This window comes from Taibaiella lutea, assembly GCF_008629695.1.
Taxonomy (GTDB): Bacteria; Bacteroidota; Bacteroidia; order Chitinophagales; family Chitinophagaceae; genus Taibaiella; species Taibaiella lutea.
On sequence record NZ_VWSH01000004.1, the window covers coordinates 416,144 to 439,922 of the forward strand.

The 23,779-nt window shown below is 37.4% G+C and carries 22 protein-coding genes; 7 read left to right on the forward strand and 15 right to left on the reverse strand.

The window, feature by feature from the left end; translation table 11 throughout:
* Positions 1–46 precede the first annotated feature (46 nt).
* Positions 47–2,266: an FUSC family protein gene (locus F0919_RS16660; RefSeq protein ID WP_150033922.1), complete on the reverse strand. Its 2,220-nt coding sequence runs from the start codon at positions 2,264–2,266 to the stop codon at positions 47–49.
* Positions 2,267–2,272: 6 nt separating this feature from the next.
* Between F0919_RS16660 and F0919_RS16665 the strand changes: the two genes are divergently transcribed.
* The gene (locus F0919_RS16665; protein ID WP_150033923.1) at positions 2,273–2,461 is read left to right on the forward strand and encodes a hypothetical protein; all 189 of its coding nucleotides are present in this window, start codon (positions 2,273–2,275) and stop codon (positions 2,459–2,461) included.
* Between the two features lie 3 nt (positions 2,462–2,464).
* Here F0919_RS16665 and pfkA read toward each other — a convergent pair whose 3' ends face one another.
* The 5 genes from pfkA to F0919_RS16690 form a co-directional block, all read right to left on the reverse strand.
* Complete coding sequence (gene pfkA, locus F0919_RS16670) at positions 2,465–3,436, reverse strand: 6-phosphofructokinase (RefSeq protein WP_150033924.1); 972 nt, start codon at positions 3,434–3,436, stop codon at positions 2,465–2,467.
* Positions 3,437–3,469: 33 nt separating this feature from the next.
* Positions 3,470–3,907, reverse strand: a complete 438-nt coding sequence (dut, locus tag F0919_RS16675) for a dUTP diphosphatase (protein WP_150033925.1) — start codon at positions 3,905–3,907, stop codon at positions 3,470–3,472.
* 100 nt (positions 3,908–4,007) lie between these two features.
* Complete coding sequence (locus tag F0919_RS16680) at positions 4,008–4,769, reverse strand: inositol monophosphatase family protein (protein ID WP_150033926.1); 762 nt, start codon at positions 4,767–4,769, stop codon at positions 4,008–4,010.
* Between the two features lie 92 nt (positions 4,770–4,861).
* A complete protein-coding gene (locus F0919_RS16685) occupies positions 4,862–6,292 on the reverse strand; it encodes a TolC family protein (protein WP_190277420.1) in 1,431 nt (476 codons plus the stop codon).
* Between the two features lie 145 nt (positions 6,293–6,437).
* Positions 6,438–8,465 carry a hypothetical protein gene (locus F0919_RS16690; RefSeq protein WP_150033928.1) on the reverse strand — a complete coding sequence of 676 codons (2,028 nt, stop codon included), beginning with the start codon at positions 8,463–8,465 and terminating at the stop codon, positions 6,438–6,440.
* A gap of 253 nt (positions 8,466–8,718) precedes the next feature.
* Between F0919_RS16690 and F0919_RS16695 the strand changes: the two genes are divergently transcribed.
* The 4 genes from F0919_RS16695 (at position 8,719) to F0919_RS16710 (ending at position 13,593) form a co-directional block, all read left to right on the forward strand.
* Positions 8,719–10,191 (forward strand): DUF1800 domain-containing protein, encoded by a 1,473-nt coding sequence (locus tag F0919_RS16695; protein WP_150033929.1) that lies wholly within the window; start codon positions 8,719–8,721, stop codon positions 10,189–10,191.
* Positions 10,192–10,291: 100 nt separating this feature from the next.
* Positions 10,292–11,428 (forward strand): DUF1501 domain-containing protein, encoded by a 1,137-nt coding sequence (locus tag F0919_RS16700; protein WP_235903537.1) that lies wholly within the window; start codon positions 10,292–10,294, stop codon positions 11,426–11,428.
* A 195-nt stretch (positions 11,429–11,623) separates the two neighbouring features.
* Positions 11,624–13,114, forward strand: coding sequence for a GH3 family domain-containing protein (locus tag F0919_RS16705; RefSeq protein ID WP_150033931.1), 1,491 nt, complete (start codon positions 11,624–11,626; stop codon positions 13,112–13,114).
* 26 nt (positions 13,115–13,140) lie between these two features.
* Positions 13,141–13,593, forward strand: a complete 453-nt coding sequence (locus F0919_RS16710) for a DUF1569 domain-containing protein (RefSeq protein ID WP_150033932.1) — start codon at positions 13,141–13,143, stop codon at positions 13,591–13,593.
* 58 nt (positions 13,594–13,651) lie between these two features.
* Here the strand turns inward: F0919_RS16710 and F0919_RS16715 are convergent, their stop codons facing one another.
* Positions 13,652–14,338 (reverse strand): porin family protein, encoded by a 687-nt coding sequence (locus tag F0919_RS16715; protein ID WP_150033933.1) that lies wholly within the window; start codon positions 14,336–14,338, stop codon positions 13,652–13,654.
* 196 nt (positions 14,339–14,534) lie between these two features.
* On the opposite strand from F0919_RS16715, the gene F0919_RS16720 reads away from it, so the two are divergent.
* Entirely contained in the window at positions 14,535–15,452 is a 918-nt protein-coding gene (locus tag F0919_RS16720) for a glycosyltransferase family 2 protein (RefSeq protein WP_150033934.1), read from the forward strand.
* Between the two features lie 3 nt (positions 15,453–15,455).
* Here the strand turns inward: F0919_RS16720 and F0919_RS16725 are convergent, their stop codons facing one another.
* The 7 genes from F0919_RS16725 to rfbF form a co-directional block, all read right to left on the reverse strand.
* A complete protein-coding gene (locus F0919_RS16725) occupies positions 15,456–16,250 on the reverse strand; it encodes a class I SAM-dependent methyltransferase (RefSeq protein WP_150033935.1) in 795 nt (264 codons plus the stop codon).
* Positions 16,251–16,318: 68 nt separating this feature from the next.
* On the reverse strand, positions 16,319–17,077 hold the full coding sequence (locus F0919_RS16730) for a methyltransferase domain-containing protein (protein WP_150033936.1): 759 nt from the start codon (positions 17,075–17,077) through the stop codon (positions 16,319–16,321).
* Positions 17,078–17,159: 82 nt separating this feature from the next.
* Positions 17,160–17,972, reverse strand: a complete 813-nt coding sequence (gene kdsA, locus F0919_RS16735; RefSeq protein ID WP_150033937.1) for a 3-deoxy-8-phosphooctulonate synthase — start codon at positions 17,970–17,972, stop codon at positions 17,160–17,162.
* A 107-nt stretch (positions 17,973–18,079) separates the two neighbouring features.
* Positions 18,080–18,682 (reverse strand): tRNA-(ms[2]io[6]A)-hydroxylase, encoded by a 603-nt coding sequence (miaE, locus tag F0919_RS16740; RefSeq protein WP_150033938.1) that lies wholly within the window; start codon positions 18,680–18,682, stop codon positions 18,080–18,082.
* Positions 18,683–18,721: 39 nt separating this feature from the next.
* Positions 18,722–19,798: a CDP-glucose 4,6-dehydratase gene (gene rfbG / locus F0919_RS16745; RefSeq protein ID WP_150033939.1), complete on the reverse strand. Its 1,077-nt coding sequence runs from the start codon at positions 19,796–19,798 to the stop codon at positions 18,722–18,724.
* A gap of 36 nt (positions 19,799–19,834) precedes the next feature.
* The gene (locus tag F0919_RS16750) at positions 19,835–20,356 is read right to left on the reverse strand and encodes an ORF6N domain-containing protein (RefSeq protein WP_150033940.1); all 522 of its coding nucleotides are present in this window, start codon (positions 20,354–20,356) and stop codon (positions 19,835–19,837) included.
* 71 nt (positions 20,357–20,427) lie between these two features.
* Positions 20,428–21,201, reverse strand: a complete 774-nt coding sequence (gene rfbF, locus F0919_RS16755) for a glucose-1-phosphate cytidylyltransferase (RefSeq protein WP_150033941.1) — start codon at positions 21,199–21,201, stop codon at positions 20,428–20,430.
* 157 nt (positions 21,202–21,358) lie between these two features.
* Between rfbF and F0919_RS16760 the strand changes: the two genes are divergently transcribed.
* Complete coding sequence (locus F0919_RS16760) at positions 21,359–22,870, forward strand: murein hydrolase activator EnvC family protein (protein ID WP_150033942.1); 1,512 nt, start codon at positions 21,359–21,361, stop codon at positions 22,868–22,870.
* Positions 22,871–22,938: 68 nt separating this feature from the next.
* On the opposite strand, the gene F0919_RS16765 is transcribed toward F0919_RS16760, so the two are convergent.
* Complete coding sequence (locus F0919_RS16765; RefSeq protein ID WP_150033943.1) at positions 22,939–23,379, reverse strand: hypothetical protein; 441 nt, start codon at positions 23,377–23,379, stop codon at positions 22,939–22,941.
* Between the last annotated feature and the right edge of the window lie 400 nt (positions 23,380–23,779).

A 23,779-nucleotide genomic window follows, 5' to 3' on the forward strand; every position in this document is an offset into this window, starting at 1 on the left:
CGAGTTTTTAACCAAACTCTTAAAATAAATAAGATAAGAACGTAAATTAATGAGAAGAGAGACCAGCCCGAACAGCCTTCAATTCAATCAGTACTTTTTCAACGAAAACTAATTGATTTTCCGTTGGTGTAATATTGGCAAAACCATTTTCAGGAAAAGTTTTTGTAAGCTCTGTATTTACGTATTTATTACCTGCTTTGATAATTAATCTCAGATTTTCCCTGAATAAATCATCACATTCATTCAGCATTTGATAATATTTAGTTTTTTCCTGAATAGGAACCTTTTCCTGTTCCAGCTCCGTTTCACTATGAAAATTATTCAGCTCTCTTGTTATCCTTACATTGTGTGTCAACATGTAATAATAATTGGCATAGCCTTTTCTGCGTCCCCTCATTTCCTGCATAAAACGCGTGAAGGAATCATATGCATTACTATTCTTGGTCTCCGCAGTACGCTTCAGTTTGGTCCATTGCGTCTGATATTCCAGGTTGTAAAAGGATTCCCTGAAATAAGCAAAATTGGAAATAAAAGCTTCGGCAAGAAACTTGGGCAATTCATTTTTATCCCATGCGGGCAATAAAAGAAAGCCTGCAGATATAGCTAATACGGAACCTATAATTGTACAAAATAAACGGGCGTACATTAACCCTTCATTGAAAGTCGGTTCGATAGCCAAAAGCCCTACCAGCATTAATGTTATAAAGAATGCGGCAACGGAATATTGCCTCCTTAAAAAATAAATCAGGAATACAGAGCTTGCAAAAACCAATATAAACCTGCTTAAGTCGGGAAAAGGCAACATCAGAAATCCAGTCCCGACTATGATACCTGCCAACGTTCCGATAGTACGTTCAATACCTTTTTTCAATGTGGCACCAAAGTAGGGCTGCGAAACAATGATTGTGGTAAAAGGTATCCAGTAACCGTGATGGTGCAATTCAATTAACGTAAACCCGTAATGTTGTTGCAGCCAAAGTGAGAAAAAGCTGTTTTCCGCTAAAAGAAATCCTATCAAAGCACCGATAAACGCAGCCACACCGATTCTTAGCGCATATTTCGTTGTAACCCTATCAGGATTAAAAAGTTGCTTAATATTACTGGTGAGATATCTCGGATGAAGAATATTCAGTGTTTGGATAAAAGAATAAGATCTGTAAACCCGCTGTTCATCAGGCTTTGATAAAACATCCAGTGATTTATCTACCAGTTTGATTACCCTGTCTGTCAATACCAGGATTTTCTTCACTAAAATGCTCAGTACGGGCATCTTCGCTTCAGGTTGTTCCGCAATAAACAACGAAAGTTTTTTCAACCTGTCTATACGGCTGCTTACAAGGATTCGCTCTTCCTCTTTTAAAGTCAACAGAAAGATATCCATACGCTCTCCAATCTGTTCAATCGTTCTGAACAAGCTATAAAACTGAAGGGTAAATTGCCTGTTACTGGTATGCTTTGTCAATTGCTCCGTAAGCTCACTTATCTGAATAATATGTAAACTTACAAGGGATGCTATTCTTCTCGATTGCGCTAATGCATACTTATCTTTATGCTTTTTATTTACCTGATCTAAGGTTTCTTCAAACAACGACAAAGAATTATCAATTGCAGTCCTCACATCTTTTTCTTTCAGGTAAATTTCCCTTACAGAACTTCTTGTATGCCTTCCGTCCAGGCCTTTACCTGTAGTTTGAGCCAATGCTGCGACCGATCTCCAGATGGCGGCAATTGTACGGCGGTAAGGCGTCCCGATTCTTATAAACAAAAAGCTGCAAAGTCCGACAATGACGGTCCATAATGAGCCTAAAGCCACCCATCCGCAACGGGCCCATAATTCTGCACCATCCGCTACCGGATAAGCGCTTGCTATGATGTAAAAGATATAAACACTTAATGCCAGACCCATTCCCCTGTCGCCAAGGTTTTTAAACAGCCCGCTTAAAAACCCAACAATGAAAATGCCGGGAAGCCCTATCCATATTATATTTCCGGCAATACTACCAACAATACAAAACAACACGGATAATATAGAAGCACTTAATAAAAGCCTTACACGCTGACCAATATTACCTTTTAGCTCTATAAAAGAAACACATTCGCCTGCTATAGCCATCCATTCTGCCCCACTCCCTTTGCCATATACAGCCCCCCAAATCAAGGGCACCGTTACAGACAAAGCCACACGTAATCCCCAACCCCAGGAGGGTTCGAGATATTGATTCTGGAATTTTTTGTCAAATGATTGGATGGATGAAGCTAAACCCATGATAATTTGCAAATTATACAAAGTTTTGAAATTGAAATTCAAAAGCCTGTTTTTATTTTCACAAAATTGAAAAACACAAAAAAAGAAGAAAAAGTTGGGATGGAAATTTCTGAGAAACAATTAAGATTATTTATAAATAAAAATATCCCGGAACATTCAATAAACGTTCCGGGATATATAAAGACAATACAATAAAACTTATGAAGCCAATATCCTGGCCATTTCCATCATCTTCAAATTCAGCGGCGCATGTTCTTTAATGGCTTTTTCGAATGGTGTGTGAATTATTTCCTGATTTTTCAATCCAATCATTACCTGCGTTTCTCCTGCCATTATTGCGTTTACGGCTTCATAACCCATACGGCTTGCCTGTACCCTATCGAAATAACTGGGAGAACCGCCACGTTGAATATGCCCGAGAATAGTAGCGCGTACATCGATTTCAGGAAAAGCTTCCAAAATTTTAGCTTTAACTGCAGCAGCTCCGCCCAATTCATCTCCTTCTGCCACTACAATAATATTTACCAGCTTTTTCCTGCGCTTATCACTGCTTATCCTTTTCATGATGTTGATAAAATTCGTAATCTCTTCCGGAACCAGAATATCTTCCGCTCCGCACGCTATCCCGCTGTTCAAAGCAATATAACCCGCATCACGCCCCATTACTTCTACTACAAACATGCGATCATGAGCTTCTGCCGTATCTCTTATTTTATCGATGGCTTCTACCGCAGTGTTTACCGCGGTATCAAACCCAAGCGTATAGTCCGTACCTGCAATATCATTATCAATTGTCCCCGGAATACCGATAGCAGGCAAAGAATATTCCTTAAAGAAAACATTTGCACCTTTAAAAGTACCGTCACCTCCAATCAAAATCAAACCTTCTATACCATTTTTCTGTAATTGCTGATAGGCTTTCTTTCTGCCTTCAGGCGTCATAAACTCCTTGCTCCTTGCGGTTTTAAGAATAGTGCCGCCTCTTTGCATGATGTTGGAAACCGAAGTCGTTTCCATCCTGAAAATATCACCTTCTATCATTCCCTGGTAACCACGGCGAATGCCATAGACCTCTAAATTGTGATACAAGGCTGTACGAACCACCGCCCTGATAGCTGCATTCATACCCGGAGCATCACCACCGGAAGTTAATAGCGCAATCCTTTTCATCTGAAGATTTATGAAGTAATTTTCGGTTTAATATTATACTGTTCCTGTATGACCAAAGCCACCGGCTCCTCTTACGGTTTCATTCAGTTCAGCCACTTCATTCCAGGCAATTGTTTCGTGCTTTGCAATAACCATTTGTGCCACTCTTTCTCCATCTTCAATAGTTTGTACTTCGCCGGAAAGATTAACAATCGGAATTTTAATTTCACCACGGTAATCGCTGTCGATGGTACCGGGTGAATTAATAACAGTGATGCCTTTCTTTACAGCCATGCCGCTACGTGGACGAATCTGAGCTTCGTAGGAATGCGGCAATTCAATAAATAAACCTGTCGGAATCAATGTCCGTTCCAAAGGTTGCAATGTAATGGTTTCTGTTATAAACGCACATAAATCCATGCCGGCAGAACCGGATGTTTGATACTTGGGCAATGGATGATGACTTTGATTAATGATATTTACATTAGACATTAGTTGCTATATATTAGACGTTTAGATATGAAATATTAGATACCGGATATGAGATAATAAATTTAAAGTTTATTGTTTTTCAAAAAAATAAGCATTTTTATCAAGCAATAATTTCTGCCCTTAAATCTTCATGAATAAGGCCGTTGGTAGCCAAAGTTTCCTTATCCCAGATGGAATTGGTTTTATTGTAAAAATCAGTGACTGTTCCTCCGGCTTCTTCAACAATTAAATAGCCTGCCGCAACATCCCATGGGTTTAAATTGTATTCCCAGAAACCATCAAAACGACCACAGGCCACCCAGCATAAATCCAAAGCTGCTGACCCCAGTCTGCGAACAGGAATACCGCTTGTGACTAATCTTTCAAAAATGCTGAACGGATTTTTACCGATTGGGAAATGATATGGAAAACCTGTTACCAGAAAAGCTCTCTCCAACTCACGGTTTTTAGAAACACGAATAGGGTTGTCATTAAGAAATGCACCTTTACCTTTTTCTGCAAAAAACAATTCATTCATTAATGGATTATAGACAGCTCCCATAATCATGGTATTACCGTCCATCAGGCCTATGCTGACGCAACAAAGCGGAACACCATGTGCAAAGTTTACGGTGCCGTCAATTGGATCGACAATCCATTTATACCTGGCTTGCATATCGTGCTCCCCATATTCTTCACCTACAATGCCATGATCGGGAAATTTTTCCTTAATAATCTTTGTAATCAATCGCTCGCAAGCCTGATCCACTTCTGTTACAAGATTATTAATGCCTTCTTTATGTGTAATTTTAAAAACACCGTTGAAGCTTTCCTTCATCAGGTTTCCGGCTTCATTTATTGCTTTTAAAAGTGTATCCTTCATGCCTGGTTTAGATTTACCTACGAAAGTAAAATTCCGGTTTTATTTGAACAAAAATTAAAGATGTGGCAATAATGAATTAATGAAAAAGGTAATTATAATTTGATTTCCTTGCCCAAATAATAATCAATGACTTTCAACTTAAAAACCATGTCATATTTAGCTGAAAGCGCTTCAGACTTAGCTTTCAAAGAATTATTCTGTGTTGTCAATAATTCTACCGCATTCATAAGGCCTAATTCGTAACGCTGCTGTGCATAGTTATACGCTCTTTCCGATGCTTCATCTGCCTTCTTTGATGCGTAGTATTTTTGTACTGATACTTTAGCATCATAATATGCCTTATAAACATCCTGTTTCAATTTTAGTTTAGTGCTTTCCAACGCATAATTTTTACTCGCAATGTCAATTTTAGAACGGCTTATAGCAGTTCGCGTATTCCATCCGTTAAATAAAGGAACAGATAAAGTGAGCGCATAAGTATGGCGAAAGTTATTGCTGAATTGACTTCCAAAAGGCGTAGTTCTGGTCAGGTAATCATAAGTTGGTGTAAGAACAGGCACAACCTGGTTATTTACACTAATGAAATCACCGTTAGGTTGGCTGCCGGTAATATTGGCACTGGTCAGTTCCTTTAATGTAGAAGCATAATTCGTTCCGAATTGCCCGGTTGCAGATAACTGAGGATATAAGGCTCCTTTATTTACATCCAGACCTTTTTTTGCAGCGTCTAATTTTAACTGGCTGCTTTTCACGGAACCGAAATGATTTTGTGCGCTTAAATACACATCTTCAGGATTGACAGACGATATTTCATTCAATGGCAAATCTTCTACTTGAGGGGCTATTACGTCAAAAGGCGCTGCAATATCAAAATTCATTATGGCCTTCATATCTAAAATAGCCTGTTGATAATTGGCTATGGCAGTATAATAAGCAGAGCTGTCTGTTGCAACCTGTGCCTCCATTTGTGCCAAATCCAAATCAGGCGACCGACCGGATTCAACAAAAGATTTAGTCTGATCTTTTTGCTTATTACTGTAAAGCAATTGGCCTTCCTGAATAGTAATCTGCTCTTTAGTCATAAGGATTCTCAGGAAAGCTGTCGCAACATTTAATGAAACATCATCTTTCAATTGGTCCAGATCAGCCGTAGCAGCTTTATTCAGCAAATTATTTTGTGCAATCGTAGAACGTTTTTGAAACCATCCGAAAAGCAATACATCTACATTTCCGTTTAATCCGAAAAAAGAATATCCCTGATTGATAAACAAGTTGGTGGTAGGATCAACAGAACGTCCGTAGCTTCTGCCTACATCCGTATTAATGGATGCATTAGGCAATTGGGAAAGTTTACTTTGTTGCAATTGTAAAGCAGCCAATCTTTCATTCAATACATTTTGCTTGATGTCAATATTATTTTCCAAGGCATATTGAATAGTTTTTTGCAAAGTCCATGGCCCATCCTGCGCATTGGCAAGTGTTGCAGTAAAAAGTAAAATTAAAAGTGAAATTCTTTTAAACATATCAATATGTAAATCCAAATTAAAAAGTAAAAACATCGGACTCAAATCTGAATTTGTCTGATGTCAATATCAAAATCACACTATCTTAATAATTTTCCGGGCTGGTGCAAATATACTTTGAATTGCAGGTAACGGAATGATTCATCTACAAATTCCAATATTTTCTCAAAAGCCATTCTGTTGCAACAATCAGCAAAATTATTATAAATAACCATCTTTTGTCAATTAACGATACAAAAGTCTTTTCAGTATGGATAACAGGTTTTATCAATGCGTTTTGTTTCAGGCTGTCTGTTATCGAAAGCATGGTATTAAAAGTAAAAAAGCTCCCACCACTTTGCTTTGACAATTTATACATTAAATCAAAATCAGCATAAGTTCTCAATTGCTCCAACGGTACAGATTCTACAATAAAGGAACCTTCAGAAACATAACTTCTGCCGTTATAATTCACATTCCCGGTATAGCTATAATTGCCGGGAGCCAACAAACCTACATTGAGCATATAACTGTTATCATCCTTCTCAAATTTATATTTCAATGCATGTTTCAAAGAATCGGTTATAGTTATGGAAACTTCAGGTGTGTTTATCAATTCTCCATTATCATTGCGCAATTCGGCATACAGGCGGACGGATTCATTATCGCTTAAAATATACTTATCCATAAAGACTTTAAAAGATCTGTTATCTTTCTTTACGGATAATAAACTTACTGTCTGGCGAATTAATTCATCGACAACTTCATGCTTGCCGGAATTTTTATATTCATACAAACGCCAGCGCCAGATGCCTTCACCGCAAAGCACGGCATGTGGCACAGCACCAGTCTGAAAAATCCATAGAGGATAATTAGTTACAACACTTCCTATTTTCTGCTGCATCAACACTTGCGTTCCTGCTCCGGTGGCATAATTACCATAAGGAGCCTGAAGTGGTGGCATCCTGGCAATCACATCTTTGATACTTACAGGTAATGAGAAATAATTAAAGGTCGCATTTAGTTCCGGCAGAGCAGGATTTGGGTTACCACCTCCGTTAATTTTCATAACCGACTGCATTTGATTAAAAGCAGTAAGGTTGGTTTGATTGCCTAAAATAAACCAGACGGGCATTTGTTCCAAAGCTTTTTGTAAAGCGGGACTGCCTGTAACCTGATGTAATACCACCAGATTATAATTAGCAATATCAGCAGGCACATTTCCAGTAACATCTACTGAAACTTTATATTGTGGAACATTTATCAAGGCATCTTTTATAGCAGCGACATCGGGATGCGGAGCGGCAGCCATGATCAAAACTTTTGTTTCTTCATCTATTACATTAACAAAAAAATCCATTCTGTTATTTGTGACATTCGGCTCATCTGTTTGTACAGGTAGCAATACTGTATAACGTTGAAAGCCTTTCACATCGGCCTTTACCTCAAATCTTAATGTTGTGGTAAATCTGTCTTTGTTTATCTTGACCGGAGTTGTATTTATTGTGCTGCCGTTATGAACAAGGCTTAACGCGGTAGTCTTGTCTGCAAGTTTTTCGGCACGTACATCTACTATTATTTCAAATTTGCTGTTAAGCGCAACTGATTTATTGGCATATATATGGCTGATGCTCAAATCAACAGGCAAAGTGCTATCGCCCAAAGCAAGGGAATAAATCGGAAAACTATTACCTAACGGTGCAAATAAAGGGTTGAGTCCTTCATTAAACACACCATCGCTTGCAAGAATAACGGCACCTATATTTCTGTCCTGATATTGGGAAACAACCTGTTGCAAAGCATTTGCAATATCTGTTCCTGATTTATTGAAATGATACAAACTATCCTTATTCAAATCACTGCCAAAAGCCATAGGAACTACAGTATAATTATCCTTCCAACTATTCCACAGACTGTTTGTCTTTGTAAGATAAGCAACGGAATCTTTACCCAAAGCTCCTTTTATAGAACTTGAATTGTCTTGTAGCCAGATCAATAAAGGCTTTTCTTCTTCCGTTTTTGTTGTGGAAAATGCAGGTGCGAATAATAATGCGGCTGTAAGAAAAAAAGTAAGAAAACGCAGTATTGCAGGCAACCATTTTATAGAGATATTCTTTTTACGGTCGCTACGAAAAACCAACCAGGCAGGTATTATTCCAATTAAAATACAAAGCAGCCAATATAAAAAGTCCATCTGGTACGTTCCTGTTTCAAAGTTTTAATGTGCAAGTTTAACGGAAAATGGGGGCATCTCAAATTATATGTTCCGGAATTTTAAAATAAAAACTCATATTGGGAATTATCATTTCTTAATCATCTCTTATTTTAGAATCATTCACAAATCATTGACTTCCTGTTTTAGCTTATCCTCCTAAATTTAACTTTTCCCGATTTAACCAACAGAATATTCTATCATCTAAAATAGAATATTAACCAATTATACCAACATGAGTCTTTCTAACAGGATAAAGAATCAACACTTGCTTTCACGTGCAGGTTTTGGAGTATCAATAGACGACATTCCGCACCTTGACAAAAACAATAATAAATTTCTCAAAGAAATCATCAAGGCATCACAGGATACAATACAGCCATTGGAAGTCCAGGATCCTTTTGTGGAAAATACTTTGAAGTCTATGAATCCTGATGAACGTGGGGATATGTCAAAAGAAATGTTCTCAGAAATGAACAAGCCTAAAGGAAAGGCAATAAGGATGCAAAGTGGTAAAGATATCCAACAATTAAGTATTGACTGGATGCATGAAATGGTTTATTCCAAGGCAATATTAAGAGAAAAAATAGCCTTATTCTGGCATGGGCATTTTGCCTGCAATGTTAATAACAGCATGTATGAAGAAGAATTATTGTCGATAATCAGAAATAATGCTTTGGGTGATTTCAGAATTTTATTGAAGGAAGTAAGTAAAAGCTCTGCCATGATTCTTTTCCTTAATAATCAACAGAACAGCAAGAAACACCCAAATGAAAATTTCGGGAGAGAAGTAATGGAGCTTTTCACATTGGGCAGAGGTAATTATACCGAAAACGATGTAAAGGAAATTGCAAGAGCTTTTACAGGCTGGCAGGTGAAAACAGGAGCAGGGTTCTTTTTCAATGAAAAGATACACGATACCGGAAATAAAACTTTTCTGGGAGAAACAGGAAATTTCAATGGTGATGACGCTATTGATATTATTTTAAAACAAAAACAAACGGCGGTATTCATCTCACAAAGACTTTATCGCTTTTTTGTAAATGAAAATATAGATGCTTCGGCTATTCAGTGGCTCTCTGATCGTTTTTACAAAAACGATTACAATATAAGCCTTTTAATGGAAGATATTTTTTCAAGCGATTGGTTTTATAATGAAAGCAATATAGGCATCCAGATCAAATCGCCGGTCGTCTACATAGGTGGAATCAGAAGATTTTTACCCATGACCTTGCAAAATGAGGAGGTACAAATAGTATTGGAACGACTGCTGGGACAATGGTTGTTTAATCCGCCCAATGTGGCGGGATGGGCGGGAGAAAAGGCCTGGATTGATAGTTCCAGTTTAATGCTTCGTTTAAAAATCCCTTCTTTGATTAAAAATGATGAAACATTGGACTTGAAGCCGAAAACAGATGATGATGTACAAATGGGTCAAAAAGAATATTTACAAATCGGGCCGAAGAAAAAAAAGTCAGGTGGTTATCAGATATTGGCAAGTGTTGACTGGAGCAAATTATTAAAAGCTATTGGCGAAAAAGATAAAACTGCTGTACTGCAAAAAATGAAAAGCCTTCTGATACAAACGCCTGATAATAAAATAGATGATGCTGTAATTATGGGTGATAAAACGGACGAGGATCTGATTCAATTTACAAGAAGAATTACGATTGAGCTTATGAGCACACCTGAATACCAATTATGTTAATCTTTCATTACAAAGAACTATGCACATTAAAAGAAGAAGTTTTATAAAATTAAGCTCATTGGCAACAGCCTCTCTTTTTGTTCCTAAATTTTTAAATGCAATGGCACAAGATGAAAATGCGACTGTGCCAAAAGGGAATAAGGTTTTAGTTGTTTTGCAATTAAGCGGAGGAAATGATGGCCTCAATACCGTTATTCCTTTCTCCAACGACATATATTACAAATCCAGGCCTGTAATAGGATTACAAAAGGACAAAATGTTGACGCTTACAGATGAAGTCGGAATACACAGCGAGCTTTCATTTTTCAAATCTTTATATGATGAAGGAAATCTTGGAATTTTGAATAGTGTTGGTTATCCGGTTCCTGACAGAAGCCATTTCAGAAGTATGGATATTTGGCAAAGCGCAAGCGACAGCAATAAATATCTGCAAACAGGATGGATAGGACGTTATCTCGATGAACAATGTATGGATTGCGAAATGCTCACAACTGCTTTGGAATTCGATGACACCTTAAGTATGGCAGGGAGAGGTGTATCTCAAAAAGCATTGGCAGCAAAAGATCCTGCGCGGTTACTCAACAATAGTAAAGATGCATTTTTAAAGTCTTTGACAAAAATGTATCAACATGACCTTCATAGTATAGAACATGAAAGCCCTGTTGATTATTTATATAAGACAATGGCAGCGACACAAAGCAGTGCTTCTTATATTTTTGAAAAAAGCAATTCAAAGAAAACTACCGCAACTTATCCTAATACACAATTAGGCAAAAGCATGAAGACTATTTCTTCCCTGATATTGTCAGATGCTAACACTCAGATTTATTACGTAAGCATCGGTAGCTTTGATACGCATGTAGATCAAATTGGCAGACAAGCAGGTTTATTCAAGCAAATTAATGATGCCATTGAAGCTTTCACCAATGACCTGAAAGCTAATAACAAGTTTGAAGATGTCTTGCTTTTTACTTTCAGTGAATTTGGAAGAAGAGTAAGTCAGAACGCAAGTAAAGGCACTGACCATGGCACAGCCAATAATATGTTTTTCGTGGGTGGTGGATTAAAGCAAAAAGGATTGCTCAATAACATGCCGGACCTTGAAGACCTGGATGCCGGTGATCTTAAATATAAAGTGGATTTCAAAAGCGTTTATGCAACCGTGCTTAAAAACTGGTTGGGCGCCGACGATGAAAAAATATTAGGCAAGAAAATGGAATATCTATCTTTTGTTTGATTTATTTGATTTATCCAAAAAACCAATTATTTAAAGTGAATTTTAATATTCCTACATAAAAGGTTTATCAAAACGAATAGAGAAAGACGACCCAATTACATTACAAGAAAAGTCCGGTTTCATATTTAACCTACGGGACATTTTCCGTTTGGACATCTTACGCTATCTTTGTTTTCAGTTAATTTAACTAATTTAATGAAGATAAAATCATTTCTGGCAAAGCCGTATGCAGCGATTGTTCACAAGCGTATTCAAAAATCAATGCAAACGGCAGTTGCAGATCAAAACTATATTTTACAGAACTTACTCAAAAACGGGAGCAAGACCATTTTTGGAAATGACCATAATTTAAAGAATGTAAAAACCTACGCAGAATTTATTCAGGCTATTCCCATCCGTGATTACGAAGCTATCAGCCCTTATATTGAACAAATAAAAGAAGGCAAACAAAACGTTTTATGGAAAGGCAAACCTCTTTATTTTGCCAAAACCAGCGGTACCACAAGCGGCGTAAAATACATTCCTATTTCAAGCGATTCCATTGGGAATCATATTGATACAGCAAAAAATGCTTTGCTTTGTTATATGGTGGAAAGTGGCAACACTGCATTTGCTGACGGAAAAATGATTTTTCTTTCAGGTTCACCAACACTGGAAAGAATTGCAGGCATTCCGACGGGAAGATTAAGTGGTATCGTAAACCATCATGTACCCGGCTACCTTCGCAAAAACCAGATGCCTGATTTTGAAACCAATTGCATTGAAGACTGGGAAACAAAATTGGATAAGATAGTAACACAAACCCTGGGTAAAGATATGACACTCATCAGCGGTATTCCACCGTGGATGCAAATGTATTTTGACTGGCTTGCAGAACGTTCGGATGGAAAAAAAATCAAAGAGCTTTTCCCCAATCTGCAATTACTGGTACATGGCGGTGTGAATTTCGAGCCTTACAAAACAAAACTATTCGATACAATAGGCGCTAAAATAGATACTGTTGAAACATTTCCTGCATCTGAAGGCTTTTTTGCTTTTCAGGATACTTTAGATAAAGAGGGACTATTGCTCAACACTAATTCAGGCATTTTTTTTGAATTTATTCCTGCTTTGGAAATATTCAATGAAAATCCGACAAGGCTTTCATTAAGCGATGTTAAGCTTGGTGAAAATTATGCCTTAATCGTTAATAGTAATGCCGGTTTATGGGGTTATAACATCGGTGATACGATAAAATTCGTAAGCCTCGATCCTTATCGTATTGTTGTTACAGGCAGAACAAAGCATTTTATTTCTGCGTTCGGAGAACATGTAATTGCTGAAGAAGTAGAACAATCTATGAAGGCAATAGCAGAAAAATACAACGCAAATATTGTGGAGTTTACTGTTGCTCCAATGATACAAACACAAGATGAGTTACCTTATCATGAATGGTTTGTGGAATTTGAGCAGACACCTGATAATCTTTCCCGCTTTGCAGCAGACCTTGATGAAATGGTAAGAACCAAAAATATCTATTATGATGACCTGATAAGAGGAAATATTTTACAACCATTAAAAATAAGGCCATTACAAAAGAATGCGTTTATAGATTACATGAAGTCCGTTGGAAAATTAGGAGGCCAGAATAAAACGCCGAGACTTAGTAATGATCGCAACATAGCGGAAGCGCTTCTGAATAAATAATATAATTTTTAGAAATTAAGACAGTAATGAAAAATGTTTTTGCGCCTGAGGTTACACAGGAAATCATTGACAGAATTTATAAGCTTACGCCTGATACTCAAAGGCAATGGGGAAAAATGACTGTGTCGCAGATGCTGGCGCATTGCTCTGTTACTTATGAGATGATTTATGAGAATATTCACCCGAAACCAAAAGGGTTTCAGAAATTTTTATTGAGGACATTCGTAAAGAATATTGTAATAAGTGAAAAACCATATAAGCCTAACAATCCTACAGCTCCTGTATTTTTAATAAAAGAGGATAAAGATTTTCATAAAGAACAAAAAAGACTTACAGATTATATTCAGCGAACACAGCAATTAGGCGCCGCACATTTTGAACAAAAAGAATCAAATTCTTTTGGAAAGCTAAGTTCGAACCAATGGAACAATATGTTCTATAAACATCTGGATCATCATTTGAACCAGTTTGGTGTTTAAAATAACGCAATGTAATTATTTAAAAATGGCAGTCATAAAAATGGTTGCCATTTTCTTTTTAAAATAAATACATTAATCTTATAGCAAAGAAATTGTTCTTTTCATTATCGCCGCCAAAACCCGGAGGAACTTTATCGAAATCACGTATTGGAGTTAATGAATATTGATAGCGTGCCTGTAACACTAACCCTTGCCAAAGCACCATACTTCCGCTAATCAATGCATCTATATTGCTTTTGTTGAAAGAATAAAGTGTTTCATCAAATGGTACAACAGGATTCAACCCATCATCATATTGCTCTTTGCTATTTATCAGGACGTTGTAAGAAGCACCGATACCAAACTGATATTTCGGTTGCAGATAATAGTAAAGAATTAAAGGGACTTCAGCATAATTAACCTTAATGGAATATCGTCCGAAGTAGCTGCCTGAAGAAGGAGAATATCCGGCGCCGATGCTTTTACTGCCTTTCTGAGAGTATAGCAATTCAAAACCTAATGCTACTTTTTCGTTGAAGCGTACATTTACTACCGGACCGGCGTTAAAACCGATTTTACTGAAACCGCTTAGCCCGTCACCGTCGACCTGGGAGAGATTAGCCCCTACTGCAATACCGGCTGTAAATTTCTTTTCTCCGTTGAATACAGGATTTTCATCGGCTCTTATGCTTTGCGCCGAAACTAAATTATCTATACTCAAAACTAATAGCAGGAGTAATCCGAAAATCAACTTAAATCTATACATGGCATACAAATATCTTTAAAGCAGTACAAACATAGAAGGTTCAGGACTATTTAATCAAAATAATTTTAAAAATAACGGACCATTAAGAAGCAAACAGACTCATTAATTAAACCAATTCAGATAAAACAAGAGGGTTACTATAGTTTTACTTAGCCAAATACTCGTATTTTCGGGGCGATAAATGACGTGAAAATTTATGGCAGCATTAAGCATTTTAATTATTACTTACAACCGCCCAATCGATACATTGGCATTATTGGAAAATTTGAATGAGCAACAAAACAGACTACATCATGTCAAGGAAATTTTACTACTTAATAATGCCTCTACAGAATCTTATATTACCGTAGAAAAATTTATTTCCAACCACCCTGAATTACCTGTCCAGTACGTTGTTCACGATAAAAACTTAGGTGTGGCAGGGGGCAGAAATTTCTTAATAAAAAAGGCAAAAGGTGATTTTCTGTTAGTCTTGGATGATGATGTAGTTTTCGAGAAAAAGGATGCAATTGAAACAGTTGCGGCTTTGTTTTCTCAGCCAAGATTTATTGAGAATAATACAGCTGTTATCACGTTGAATATATTTTACTACGATACTAATGAGCGGCAACTTTCTGCATTTCCACATAAGGATATTGAAAACTATAAAGACAAACATTGGTTTTTTACTTATTACTTTACAGGCGCTGCTCACTTAATGAAACGGGAATTATTTGATAAAACCGGATTTTACCCTGAAGATTTTTTTTATGGCATGGAAGAATATGATTTAAGCTATCGTGTATTGGATACCGGCTATACATTGGCTTACGACGATTCGGTAAAGGTGCTTCATAAAGAGTCGCCAACAGGAAGGGTTTCTAATGCAACAAAACTTGGAATGATGTGGCTAAACAAATCGAAAGTCGCCTGGAGATATCTGCCCAAAAAGTATTTTTACAGTACTGCATTTATGTGGAGCCTTGAGTATCTAAAGAAAACCGGCTTTAACATAAATGGTATGTTTGCCATTTTGAGTAAGATTTTAAATATCCCTAAAACAGAAAAGAGATTCCCCATTTCTGAAAAATCTCTTCAATACCTTAAGAGTAATAATGCAAGATTGTGGTATTAATATTTATTTTTTTGCAACCAATATAAGGTCTTCACATAAACCATATTTTTTATAATCTGCTTCTGAGAATTGTTCTCCGAATCTTACCAATTCTACATTTTTGAACCCTGCTTCTTTAAATCTTTCAGTAATGTCTTTTGCATACCACCTTACATGATCCCATTGACCGAAGTGTTTTTCTCTTTCTGCCGGACTTGTAATGGAGAAATCTTCATAAGTGGCAGATATATTTTCGTCAATAGGTACCGTAATTATTGCTGTTGCTCCGGGTTTTAAAACCCTGTATATTTCTTTCATTGCCGTCCTGTCATCCGGAATATGTTCTAATACTTGATTACAAAGAACATAATCGATGGAGTTATCATCTAATTTAAGATCTAATAAATCCATATAAGCAACGCCCGATTGTTTACCATAACCTTCTACCATTTTATCACCGGGCATATAATGTAGCTTTGGGAGGCTTTTCAAAATTCCGTAATAACAGAATTCAGGCGCAATGTGCAACAGAGAACAATCGCCGGAAAAAATATTTGTGTTTTTCTTCAAATAAAGCCAGATTAACCGATGCCTGCTTCTTGCACCATTACCTGGTGAGATTAAAGAACTCCATACTCCTTTCGTCTCAGGTATAAAACAATTGTATTCTTTTTCTTCAATGGGGCAGAAAACCTTTTCTTTTGTAGAATGTGCAATAGATTGTAAATAATATCTGCTTTTCCAATTCAATTTTCTTAGTTCAACTCTGAGGGAAAAGGGCAATGTAGATTTAACAATATGAATAAACAAACGTTTCATTTACTGGCTCTGATTTTTAAATTTGGTCTTATAATTGATTTTTAGGTGTTTTTCCGTCACAATAATGATTATGCATTACGTTCTTTGAAAAATTTCTTAACCAGATAAAGCCTGTAATGGATAAATGGTATCCAGTTGCGTCTGTCATATATTCTTTTATACTGAACCGGATGCACTCTTAATAAACAATCCGCTTTTGTTGCTTCATGTGCTTTAACAAGTTCAATTGGTAATGTTGGAATAATATCTTTCTTTACAAATAATAGAACATTCTGCCTGTACCAATACATTACTTCTTCTTTATTCCAAACCAACGGACGTATATAATCAATAGGCTCATAACCATATTTATCAAAAATAGCTGCCCAATATTCCGGAGGTTGTTCATTTATATGATAAGTTCCGATTTGACCGGTTAATGCCGCAGAAAATAATACGACATCAGACAGAGAGGTCAATGTTTGTACAAATTGGTCGGCCGAAGATGCAGGAAGATGTTCCCCAACTTCCAATGTACTAGCCAAATCATAACGCCTTCCAAGATTAAGCGGTTCTTTTAAATCGTGAATCTGAACATATTCTCTTGGAATTTGCAGCATTTTTTCATTTACATAAGCACCTTCGACACCTTTAATGTCCGAAACGCCTAATTCATCTTTCCACACTTTAAGCCACAAGCCAATGCCACAACCTATGTCAATTACAGATTTAGGATGGAGCAAATTGTTAATTAATGGCAATATGGCCATAGCAGAATCAAAAGATCCTTTTTCGTGTCCTTTATAAAATGAAGAAGTATAGTGTTTAGCTTCCGTAGAAATATTCATTATTCTTTAAATTAATTCAGTATATTTTCAACAACAATTTGCGAAATAAGCTATTTTATTTCGAAGAAAATAAAAAAATCGATTACAACTTCATTATTGCTTCTCTGATCACACACATTTTAGTCAATAATCCTTGCAGTTTGTCGAGATGCAGCATGTTAGCGCCATCTGATTTGGCATTTTTAGGATCCGGATGCGTTTCAATAAACAAACCATCTGCGCCAACAGCAATTGCAGCGCGCGCAATGGTTTCGATCATCTCAGGATTACCGCCTGTCACGCCGCTTGTTTGGTTCGGTTGTTGTAAAGAGTGCGTACAATCCATTACCACAGGCACTTGCATGTTTTTCATTATGGGAATCCCTCTGTAATCAACCACCAAATCCTGATAACCAAAAGTTGTACCTCTGTCTGTAAGTATTACATTTTCGTTGCCGCTTTGCTGAATTTTATCAACTGCAAATTGCATGGATTCAGGTGCAAGGAATTGTCCTTTTTTTACATTGACATATTTGCCTGTATTTGCCGCAGCAACTAATATATCTGTCTGGCGACAAAGGAATGCAGGGATCTGCAAAACATCGACATAAGCCGCAGCCATTTCAGCTTCGTTGGCTGCATGAATATCAGTAACAACAGGCACACCGAATGTATCGCGAACTTTTGCCAGTATTTTTAAAGCCTTCTCATCGCCAATGCCCGTAAAACTATCCAGTCGGGTTCTGTTAGCCTTTCTATAGGAACCTTTGAAAACAAGCGGAATATTAAGCTTTTCAGTTATAGCAATAATTCTTTCTGCTATCTGCATTACAATTTCTTCGCCTTCAATAGCACAGGGCCCTGCCATCAGAAAAAAATTGCCGGAATTATATTTTTCTTTAAAAAGAGATTTCATTCTTGAGATTGTAAGAAATTAGATATTAGACATTAGAAAATTGATGACTGAAGCTTTATTAAACAGCCCTTCTAAGCTGTAATTTGTAATCTTTAGCCTGGAATTTATCAATGCATCCTGTCTCCTCTCGGCTTCAAATCTTTTAAAATATTTTTTTCGATTTGCAGCCAATCAGACCATGTTTTGCGCACCAAATCTTCTTCAAAATAAACTTTGGCAATATCCAGAAATAAGCGATAGTGGCCTGCTTCAGATATCATGAATTTATGATAGAAGTTACGCAAAGGCTCTTCCTCAATATGCAAGCTTAAAAGCCTGAAACGCTCACAGCTACGGGCTTCTATCAATGCACAAATCATCAGCTTATGCAACAACCTGTCTTCGCTTGATATATTTTTAGGCTCATTTTGCAACAATAAATTTACGTATTCATCCTTTCGTTGTTTGCCAAAAGTCAATCCACGTTTTTTCAATTCGGCCAATACCATTCTGAAATGCCCCCACTCTTCTGTTACTACCGGCGCCAATGCTTCCACCAATTCCGTTTTATCATGATATTTCTGAATCAGCGAAATGAATTGCGTTGCTGCTTTTTGTTCACAAAAAGCATGATCAGTCAAAATATCCTGTAATGAAATGGCAGCGATATCTACCCAACGCGGGTCGGTAGGAAGTTTCAGGCCAAGTATGGTATTTTCGGTTGTACTCAATTCTATAAATTAAAAAGTAAAAAATTGAAATTCAAAATTCTAAAGACCGGAAAGGTTCATATAGTTTTGAATTTGCTCTAAACATTTTTCAGCGGCGCATTGCTCTTTATTCGCATACCAGTCTGCCGTAACTTGTATTGCTTTTGCAGCATCATATTTTGGCGACCATCCCAATGTATCTTTTATCTTCTGATTATCCAGCATCAACAAATTCGCTTCATGCGGATTATTAGCATTCTGTTCAATAGAATAATTGCCTTTACCAAAGCTATTAATAAATTTCCTGGTAACAGTTTCAACATCCAGTATATCTGTTTTTTCAGGTCCGATATTGAATGCTGTTGCCAATGAGACCGGTTCCTCCAACATTTTTTCTGCCAGAGACAGATAAACAAATAGTGGTTCTAACACGTGTTGCCAGGGCCTTACAGCTTTGGGATTACGCAATACCACATCTTCATTATGCTCGATAGCACGAACAATGTCCGGAATAATTCTATCTGCTGCAAAGTCGCCGCCACCTATCACATTACCTGCACGTACAGAAGCTATCGATTTTTGATGCTCATGGTATTTTGAAGGATTAAAAAAAGAATTCCTGTAAGATGCAATGGCTATCTCACAGGCAGCTTTACTTGCGGAATACGGATCGTAGCCGCCCAGTTTTTCGTCTTCATTAAACGCATTGCCTGATTCATTATTTTCATAAACCTTATCTGTTGTAACCATGATGCCTACACATGGCTTTTGCAAGCTACGCATGGCTTCCAATACATGAATGGTTCCCATTACATTTGTTTCGAAAGTCGTAACAGGATGTTCATAGCTGTAACGCACCAAAGGCTGCGCTGCCAGATGAAAGACAAAATCAGGCTCGAAGCGCACCATTTCTCCTTTCAATAAATGCGCATCCTTCAAATCGGCAATAACAGAGGCATAACAAAGTTTGTCTCCTTCAATCTGATTATATAAATCATTATCATTTTCAGGAGCCAAAGCATAGCCTTTTACTATTGCACCGAAATGATGTAGTATCTGTAAAAGCCAACTTCCCTTAAAACCGGTATGTCCGGTAAGGAAAACGCGTTTACCCTTAAATGTTTCTTGTAAATTCAATTAAAAATTAAAAATTAAAAATTAAAAATTAAAAATTCAGTTTCCTTTTGTTTTAAAGCCAATTGGTGTTCTTTCTTTTGGTAATTCTTTTGCGACTTCATCATCCAATAAATTTTCAATAGCATCATAAATCTGATTCAACTGAGCATCATGATTGGAAACACGTTCTTTAATCTGTGCAATTTGTTCAATTACATCAGCATATTGAATTGCCATTTTGCGCAATGCTATAAAAGCCCGGACAATCGCAATATTCATCTTTCGCGCCTTTTCGCTTTTCAGAACGCTTGCCAACATAGTTACGCCATGTTCTGTAAAAGCAAATGGTAAATATCTGGTTCCACCGTGCTTTGAGGTCACAAATTGTGACCTCAAGTCTTGAAATTCTTCTTTTGTAAGCCGAAACATGAAGTCTTCAGGAAATAAGTCATTATTTCGCTTTACCGCCTGATTAAAAACTTTAGTTTCTACTTCATACAACACAGCTAAATCAAAATCAAGCATTACTTTCTGTCCTCGTATCTCATAAATTCTTTGTTGAATTACTTGTAATTCCATCGGGGTTTAAAAATTTTGTCCTGTAAAAAAATGCAGTTAAATCCCCGGTTTATTGGTTTTTGATTATAAAACTACCATTTTTTCCATGCCGCACCTTTTACCCACATCTCTTCCAATTCTTCTTTTTCCCTCAATGTATCCATAGCCTTCCAGAATGAATGATGCTTATATGCAGCAATCTGGCTATCGGCAGCTAAAGCATCCATTGGATCGCGTTCCCACATAACAGGATCCATGTCACCGTTCAGATAATTTTTTATTTCAGGATTCAACACAAAAAAACCGCCATTAATCCATGTCCCGCTTTCTTCCGGTTTTTCTTCAAAAGAATCTATTGTCCCGTCTTCCTGCATTTTAATGACACCAAAACGACTTGTGGCCTGTATAGCCGTCATTGTGCAGACTTTTCCCGATTGTTTGTGAAAATCCAGTAAAGCATTAATATCAACATCACTTACACCATCGCCGTAAGTCAACATGAACGGCTCATTATTAGTATATGGCAATACACGTTTCAATCTTCCGGCAGTCATTGTATCCAGGCCCGTATCTATTAATGAAATTTTAAAAGGCTCTGCATTGTTTTGGTGAATCTCTGTGGTATTATTAGCTAAATCAACCGTCAAATCAGCATTATGCAAAAAGTAATTGGCAAAATATTCTTTAATAATCCAGCCTTTATAACCCAGGCAAATGATGAATTCTGTATGACCATACGCTGCATAAATCTTCATAATATGCCATAATATCGGTTTCCCGCCTATTTCTATCATAGGTTTCGGACGCAAGGTAGATTCTTCAGATATACGTGTGCCGCGGCCTCCGGCAAAAATGACTACTTTCATTAGATTGAATAGAAAAATAAAGGAATATTCCGCAAATATAGCAAAGAACAAACCGTTTCATTTGAAGAAAAAGAAAATAAATGATTATTATACAAATAATAAAATACGGCATCTTTATATTTTATAAAACATAAACATTAAGGCTTATCGTGTATGTATGTGGACTCATTTTATTAGCTTTGCCAATCCTGAATTTAGAATTTCGCCTATGCGTCTATATAGCATTTTAATTATTTTCTTTCTGAGCCTTAGTATTGTTACTAATGCACAGCAGCCTAACCGAAGCGATCTGGAAAAACGCAGAACCAATTTATTGGATGAAATTGCGAATACGCAAAGTCAGCTGGAAGCCACGAAAAAAGATAAGAAGGCCACGATGGGCCAGTTGAATGCATTGATGGCAAAACTAAAAGCACGTCAAAAGCTGATTGGTAACATCAATTCAGAACTGGACAAGATTAACGGAAATATTACTATGTCGGCTACTGAAATTCAAACACTGAATAACAATCTTGCAACATTGAAAATGGCTTATGCGCAATCTATACGTTATGCTTATAAGCACAGGGTCAACCAAAATATGATTGCATTTCTTTTTTCGGCAAAAGATTTCAATGATGCCATCAGAAGAATGCAATACCTGCGCAAATACAGGGACTACAGGAAAGAGCAGGCCGAAAAAATACGGGTTACACAAGGCAAACTTACCAATCAAATTAGTGTGCTGAATGCTCAGAAAAATGAGAAAGGTAAATTGCTGCAGGTTGAAGAAGTACAGAAAAATCAGATTCAGTCTGAAACACAACAAACCAACCAGGTAGTAACCGAGCTTCGTGGACGTGAGAAAGAGTTAATGACTCAGATTCAGTCAAATCAACGTACGGCAAGAAAACTGGAAGCTTCCATTAAAGACCTGATACGCAAGGAAATTGAAGCAGCACGTAAAAAGGCCCTTGAGGAAGCAAGAAAAAAAGCAGCAGATGAAGCGCTTGCTAAAAAGCGTGCGGACGAAGAAGCAAGAAGAAGAACAGCAACTTCAAATAACAGTTCCAATAGTGGTGGTTATCAATCAGGTGGTGTAACACTTAATACGGGTTCCGGAGCAACTGCAACAAATAATCCGCCGTCTTCCAAACCGAATAGCAACAATAACAATCCTGCTCCGGCTGCAAAGCCGCCGGCAACGGTTAATGTTCAGGAGCCGGAAAGGCCTTCCTATAAATTGAGTTTAACGCCTGAGGTTCAGAACTTATCGAATAGTTTTGCGGCAAGCAAAGGACGTTTACCCTGGCCTGTGGAAAAAGGATTTATCTCAAGTTATTTCGGCAAGCATCCGCATCCGCTTTTTCCGAATGTAACGATTGACAACAATGGTATTGATATCACAACGGACCCGGGGGCTTCAGTAAGAGCGGTGTTCTCCGGTACAGTTCAGGCAGTTACGACTATCAGCGGCACTGTTATTATGATTAATCACGGGGAATATTTCACCATTTACAATAACCTTTCAGGCGCTAATGTGCGTGCAGGCGATAAAGTTTCAGCAAAACAAGTTATTGGCCGTGCAGGCAGGAACGACGAAGGTGACAATATGGTGAACTTCCAGATATGGAAAATTGTAGGAAACAGTTCTGTTCCGGTTGATCCTTCAGGCTGGATAGCACGATAATATCCTTCAAACATAAAAGCAAAAGCTACCTGAAATCAGGTAGCTTTTGCTTTTATGTTTGAGCTAAATTAAAATTCTTCGTCTTCCTGATCAATGTCAGGATTGTTGACATTATTTGGCATGTCCAAATCTTCTCCCATATCGAAAAACACATCCTGGCCTGAACTTTCATTCAAAGGCTCGCCATCTTCGTCTGTTTCATCCAGTAAATCAGAACCTATTGCTTCATCGCTATCCATATCTGTACCTGCTTCTTCCAGTAATGCAATTTCCTGAGGTGAAATATCAGTAGTTCCATCAATTAATTCATCTGCCTCATCTTGTTCTGCTGCTAATTCATTTTCATCTTTGTATTCTTTTGATTCAGGTTCGGGCAAATCGCGCGGCAATCTGTAATCATCGTCTGAGGCCGGCATACGTTCAATTTCTTCTCCTGCAAGATGTTGCGTTTTTCTATCTACTTCGTTTTTATGCAGTTGGTTATCACCCTTTTGGTTATTATTTCCCATGATTTTGCTGTTTGTTTCAGTATTTAACAGCAATTTTTAAGGAAAGTTTCATTTCTCTCAAAGATTAACACAAGACATTGTTTCAAAGGTTAAATGATGCTGTCTCTATTTCCGCGTTGGCAACCCAAGTACTTGAGCGCCTCCCAAACGTCCGGCTGACAAATCAAGTACCTGGGAACCTTCCCCGAAAGTCCGGCGGATAAACCAAGCACTTGAGAACCTTCCCGGGACGTCCGGCTAATAAACCAAGTACTTGAGAGCCTTCCCGGGACATTCGGCTGATGAATCAAGTACTTGGGAACCTTCCCGGAACGTCCGGCTGAGAAATCAAGCGCTTGGGCGCATCCTCCTGACATGTAAATTTGACAAAAAGGGTAGATTGCCTATTGTGTATCTTATT

What these genes read in the sequence shown, in the direction of transcription:
- F0919_RS16695 (WP_150033929.1), top strand. Translation starts at nt 8,719, where the DNA reads ATGAGTCTTTCTAACAGGATAAAGAATCAACACTTGCTTTCACGTGCA.
- F0919_RS16700 (WP_235903537.1), top strand. Translation starts at nt 10,292, where the DNA reads ATGGCACAAGATGAAAATGCGACTGTGCCAAAAGGGAATAAGGTTTTA.
- F0919_RS16750 (WP_150033940.1), bottom strand. Translation starts at nt 20,356, where the DNA reads ATGGAATTACAAGTAATTCAACAAAGAATTTATGAGATACGAGGACAG.
- F0919_RS16690 (WP_150033928.1), bottom strand. Translation starts at nt 8,465, where the DNA reads ATGGACTTTTTATATTGGCTGCTTTGTATTTTAATTGGAATAATACCT.
- F0919_RS16760 (WP_150033942.1), top strand. Translation starts at nt 21,359, where the DNA reads ATGTGGACTCATTTTATTAGCTTTGCCAATCCTGAATTTAGAATTTCG.
- F0919_RS16680 (WP_150033926.1), bottom strand. Translation starts at nt 4,769, where the DNA reads ATGAAGGATACACTTTTAAAAGCAATAAATGAAGCCGGAAACCTGATG.
- F0919_RS16715 (WP_150033933.1), bottom strand. Translation starts at nt 14,338, where the DNA reads ATGTATAGATTTAAGTTGATTTTCGGATTACTCCTGCTATTAGTTTTG.
- F0919_RS16720 (WP_150033934.1), top strand. Translation starts at nt 14,535, where the DNA reads ATGGCAGCATTAAGCATTTTAATTATTACTTACAACCGCCCAATCGAT.
- F0919_RS16730 (WP_150033936.1), bottom strand. Translation starts at nt 17,077, where the DNA reads ATGAATATTTCTACGGAAGCTAAACACTATACTTCTTCATTTTATAAA.
- F0919_RS16705 (WP_150033931.1), top strand. Translation starts at nt 11,624, where the DNA reads ATGAAGATAAAATCATTTCTGGCAAAGCCGTATGCAGCGATTGTTCAC.
- rfbF (WP_150033941.1), bottom strand. Translation starts at nt 21,201, where the DNA reads ATGAAAGTAGTCATTTTTGCCGGAGGCCGCGGCACACGTATATCTGAA.
- F0919_RS16685 (WP_190277420.1), bottom strand. Translation starts at nt 6,292, where the DNA reads ATGTTTAAAAGAATTTCACTTTTAATTTTACTTTTTACTGCAACACTT.
- F0919_RS16660 (WP_150033922.1), bottom strand. Translation starts at nt 2,266, where the DNA reads ATGGGTTTAGCTTCATCCATCCAATCATTTGACAAAAAATTCCAGAAT.
- dut (WP_150033925.1), bottom strand. Translation starts at nt 3,907, where the DNA reads ATGTCTAATGTAAATATCATTAATCAAAGTCATCATCCATTGCCCAAG.
- pfkA (WP_150033924.1), bottom strand. Translation starts at nt 3,436, where the DNA reads ATGAAAAGGATTGCGCTATTAACTTCCGGTGGTGATGCTCCGGGTATG.
- F0919_RS16725 (WP_150033935.1), bottom strand. Translation starts at nt 16,250, where the DNA reads ATGAAACGTTTGTTTATTCATATTGTTAAATCTACATTGCCCTTTTCC.
- F0919_RS16710 (WP_150033932.1), top strand. Translation starts at nt 13,141, where the DNA reads ATGAAAAATGTTTTTGCGCCTGAGGTTACACAGGAAATCATTGACAGA.
- kdsA (WP_150033937.1), bottom strand. Translation starts at nt 17,972, where the DNA reads ATGAAATCTCTTTTTAAAGAAAAATATAATTCCGGCAATTTTTTTCTG.
- F0919_RS16765 (WP_150033943.1), bottom strand. Translation starts at nt 23,379, where the DNA reads ATGGGAAATAATAACCAAAAGGGTGATAACCAACTGCATAAAAACGAA.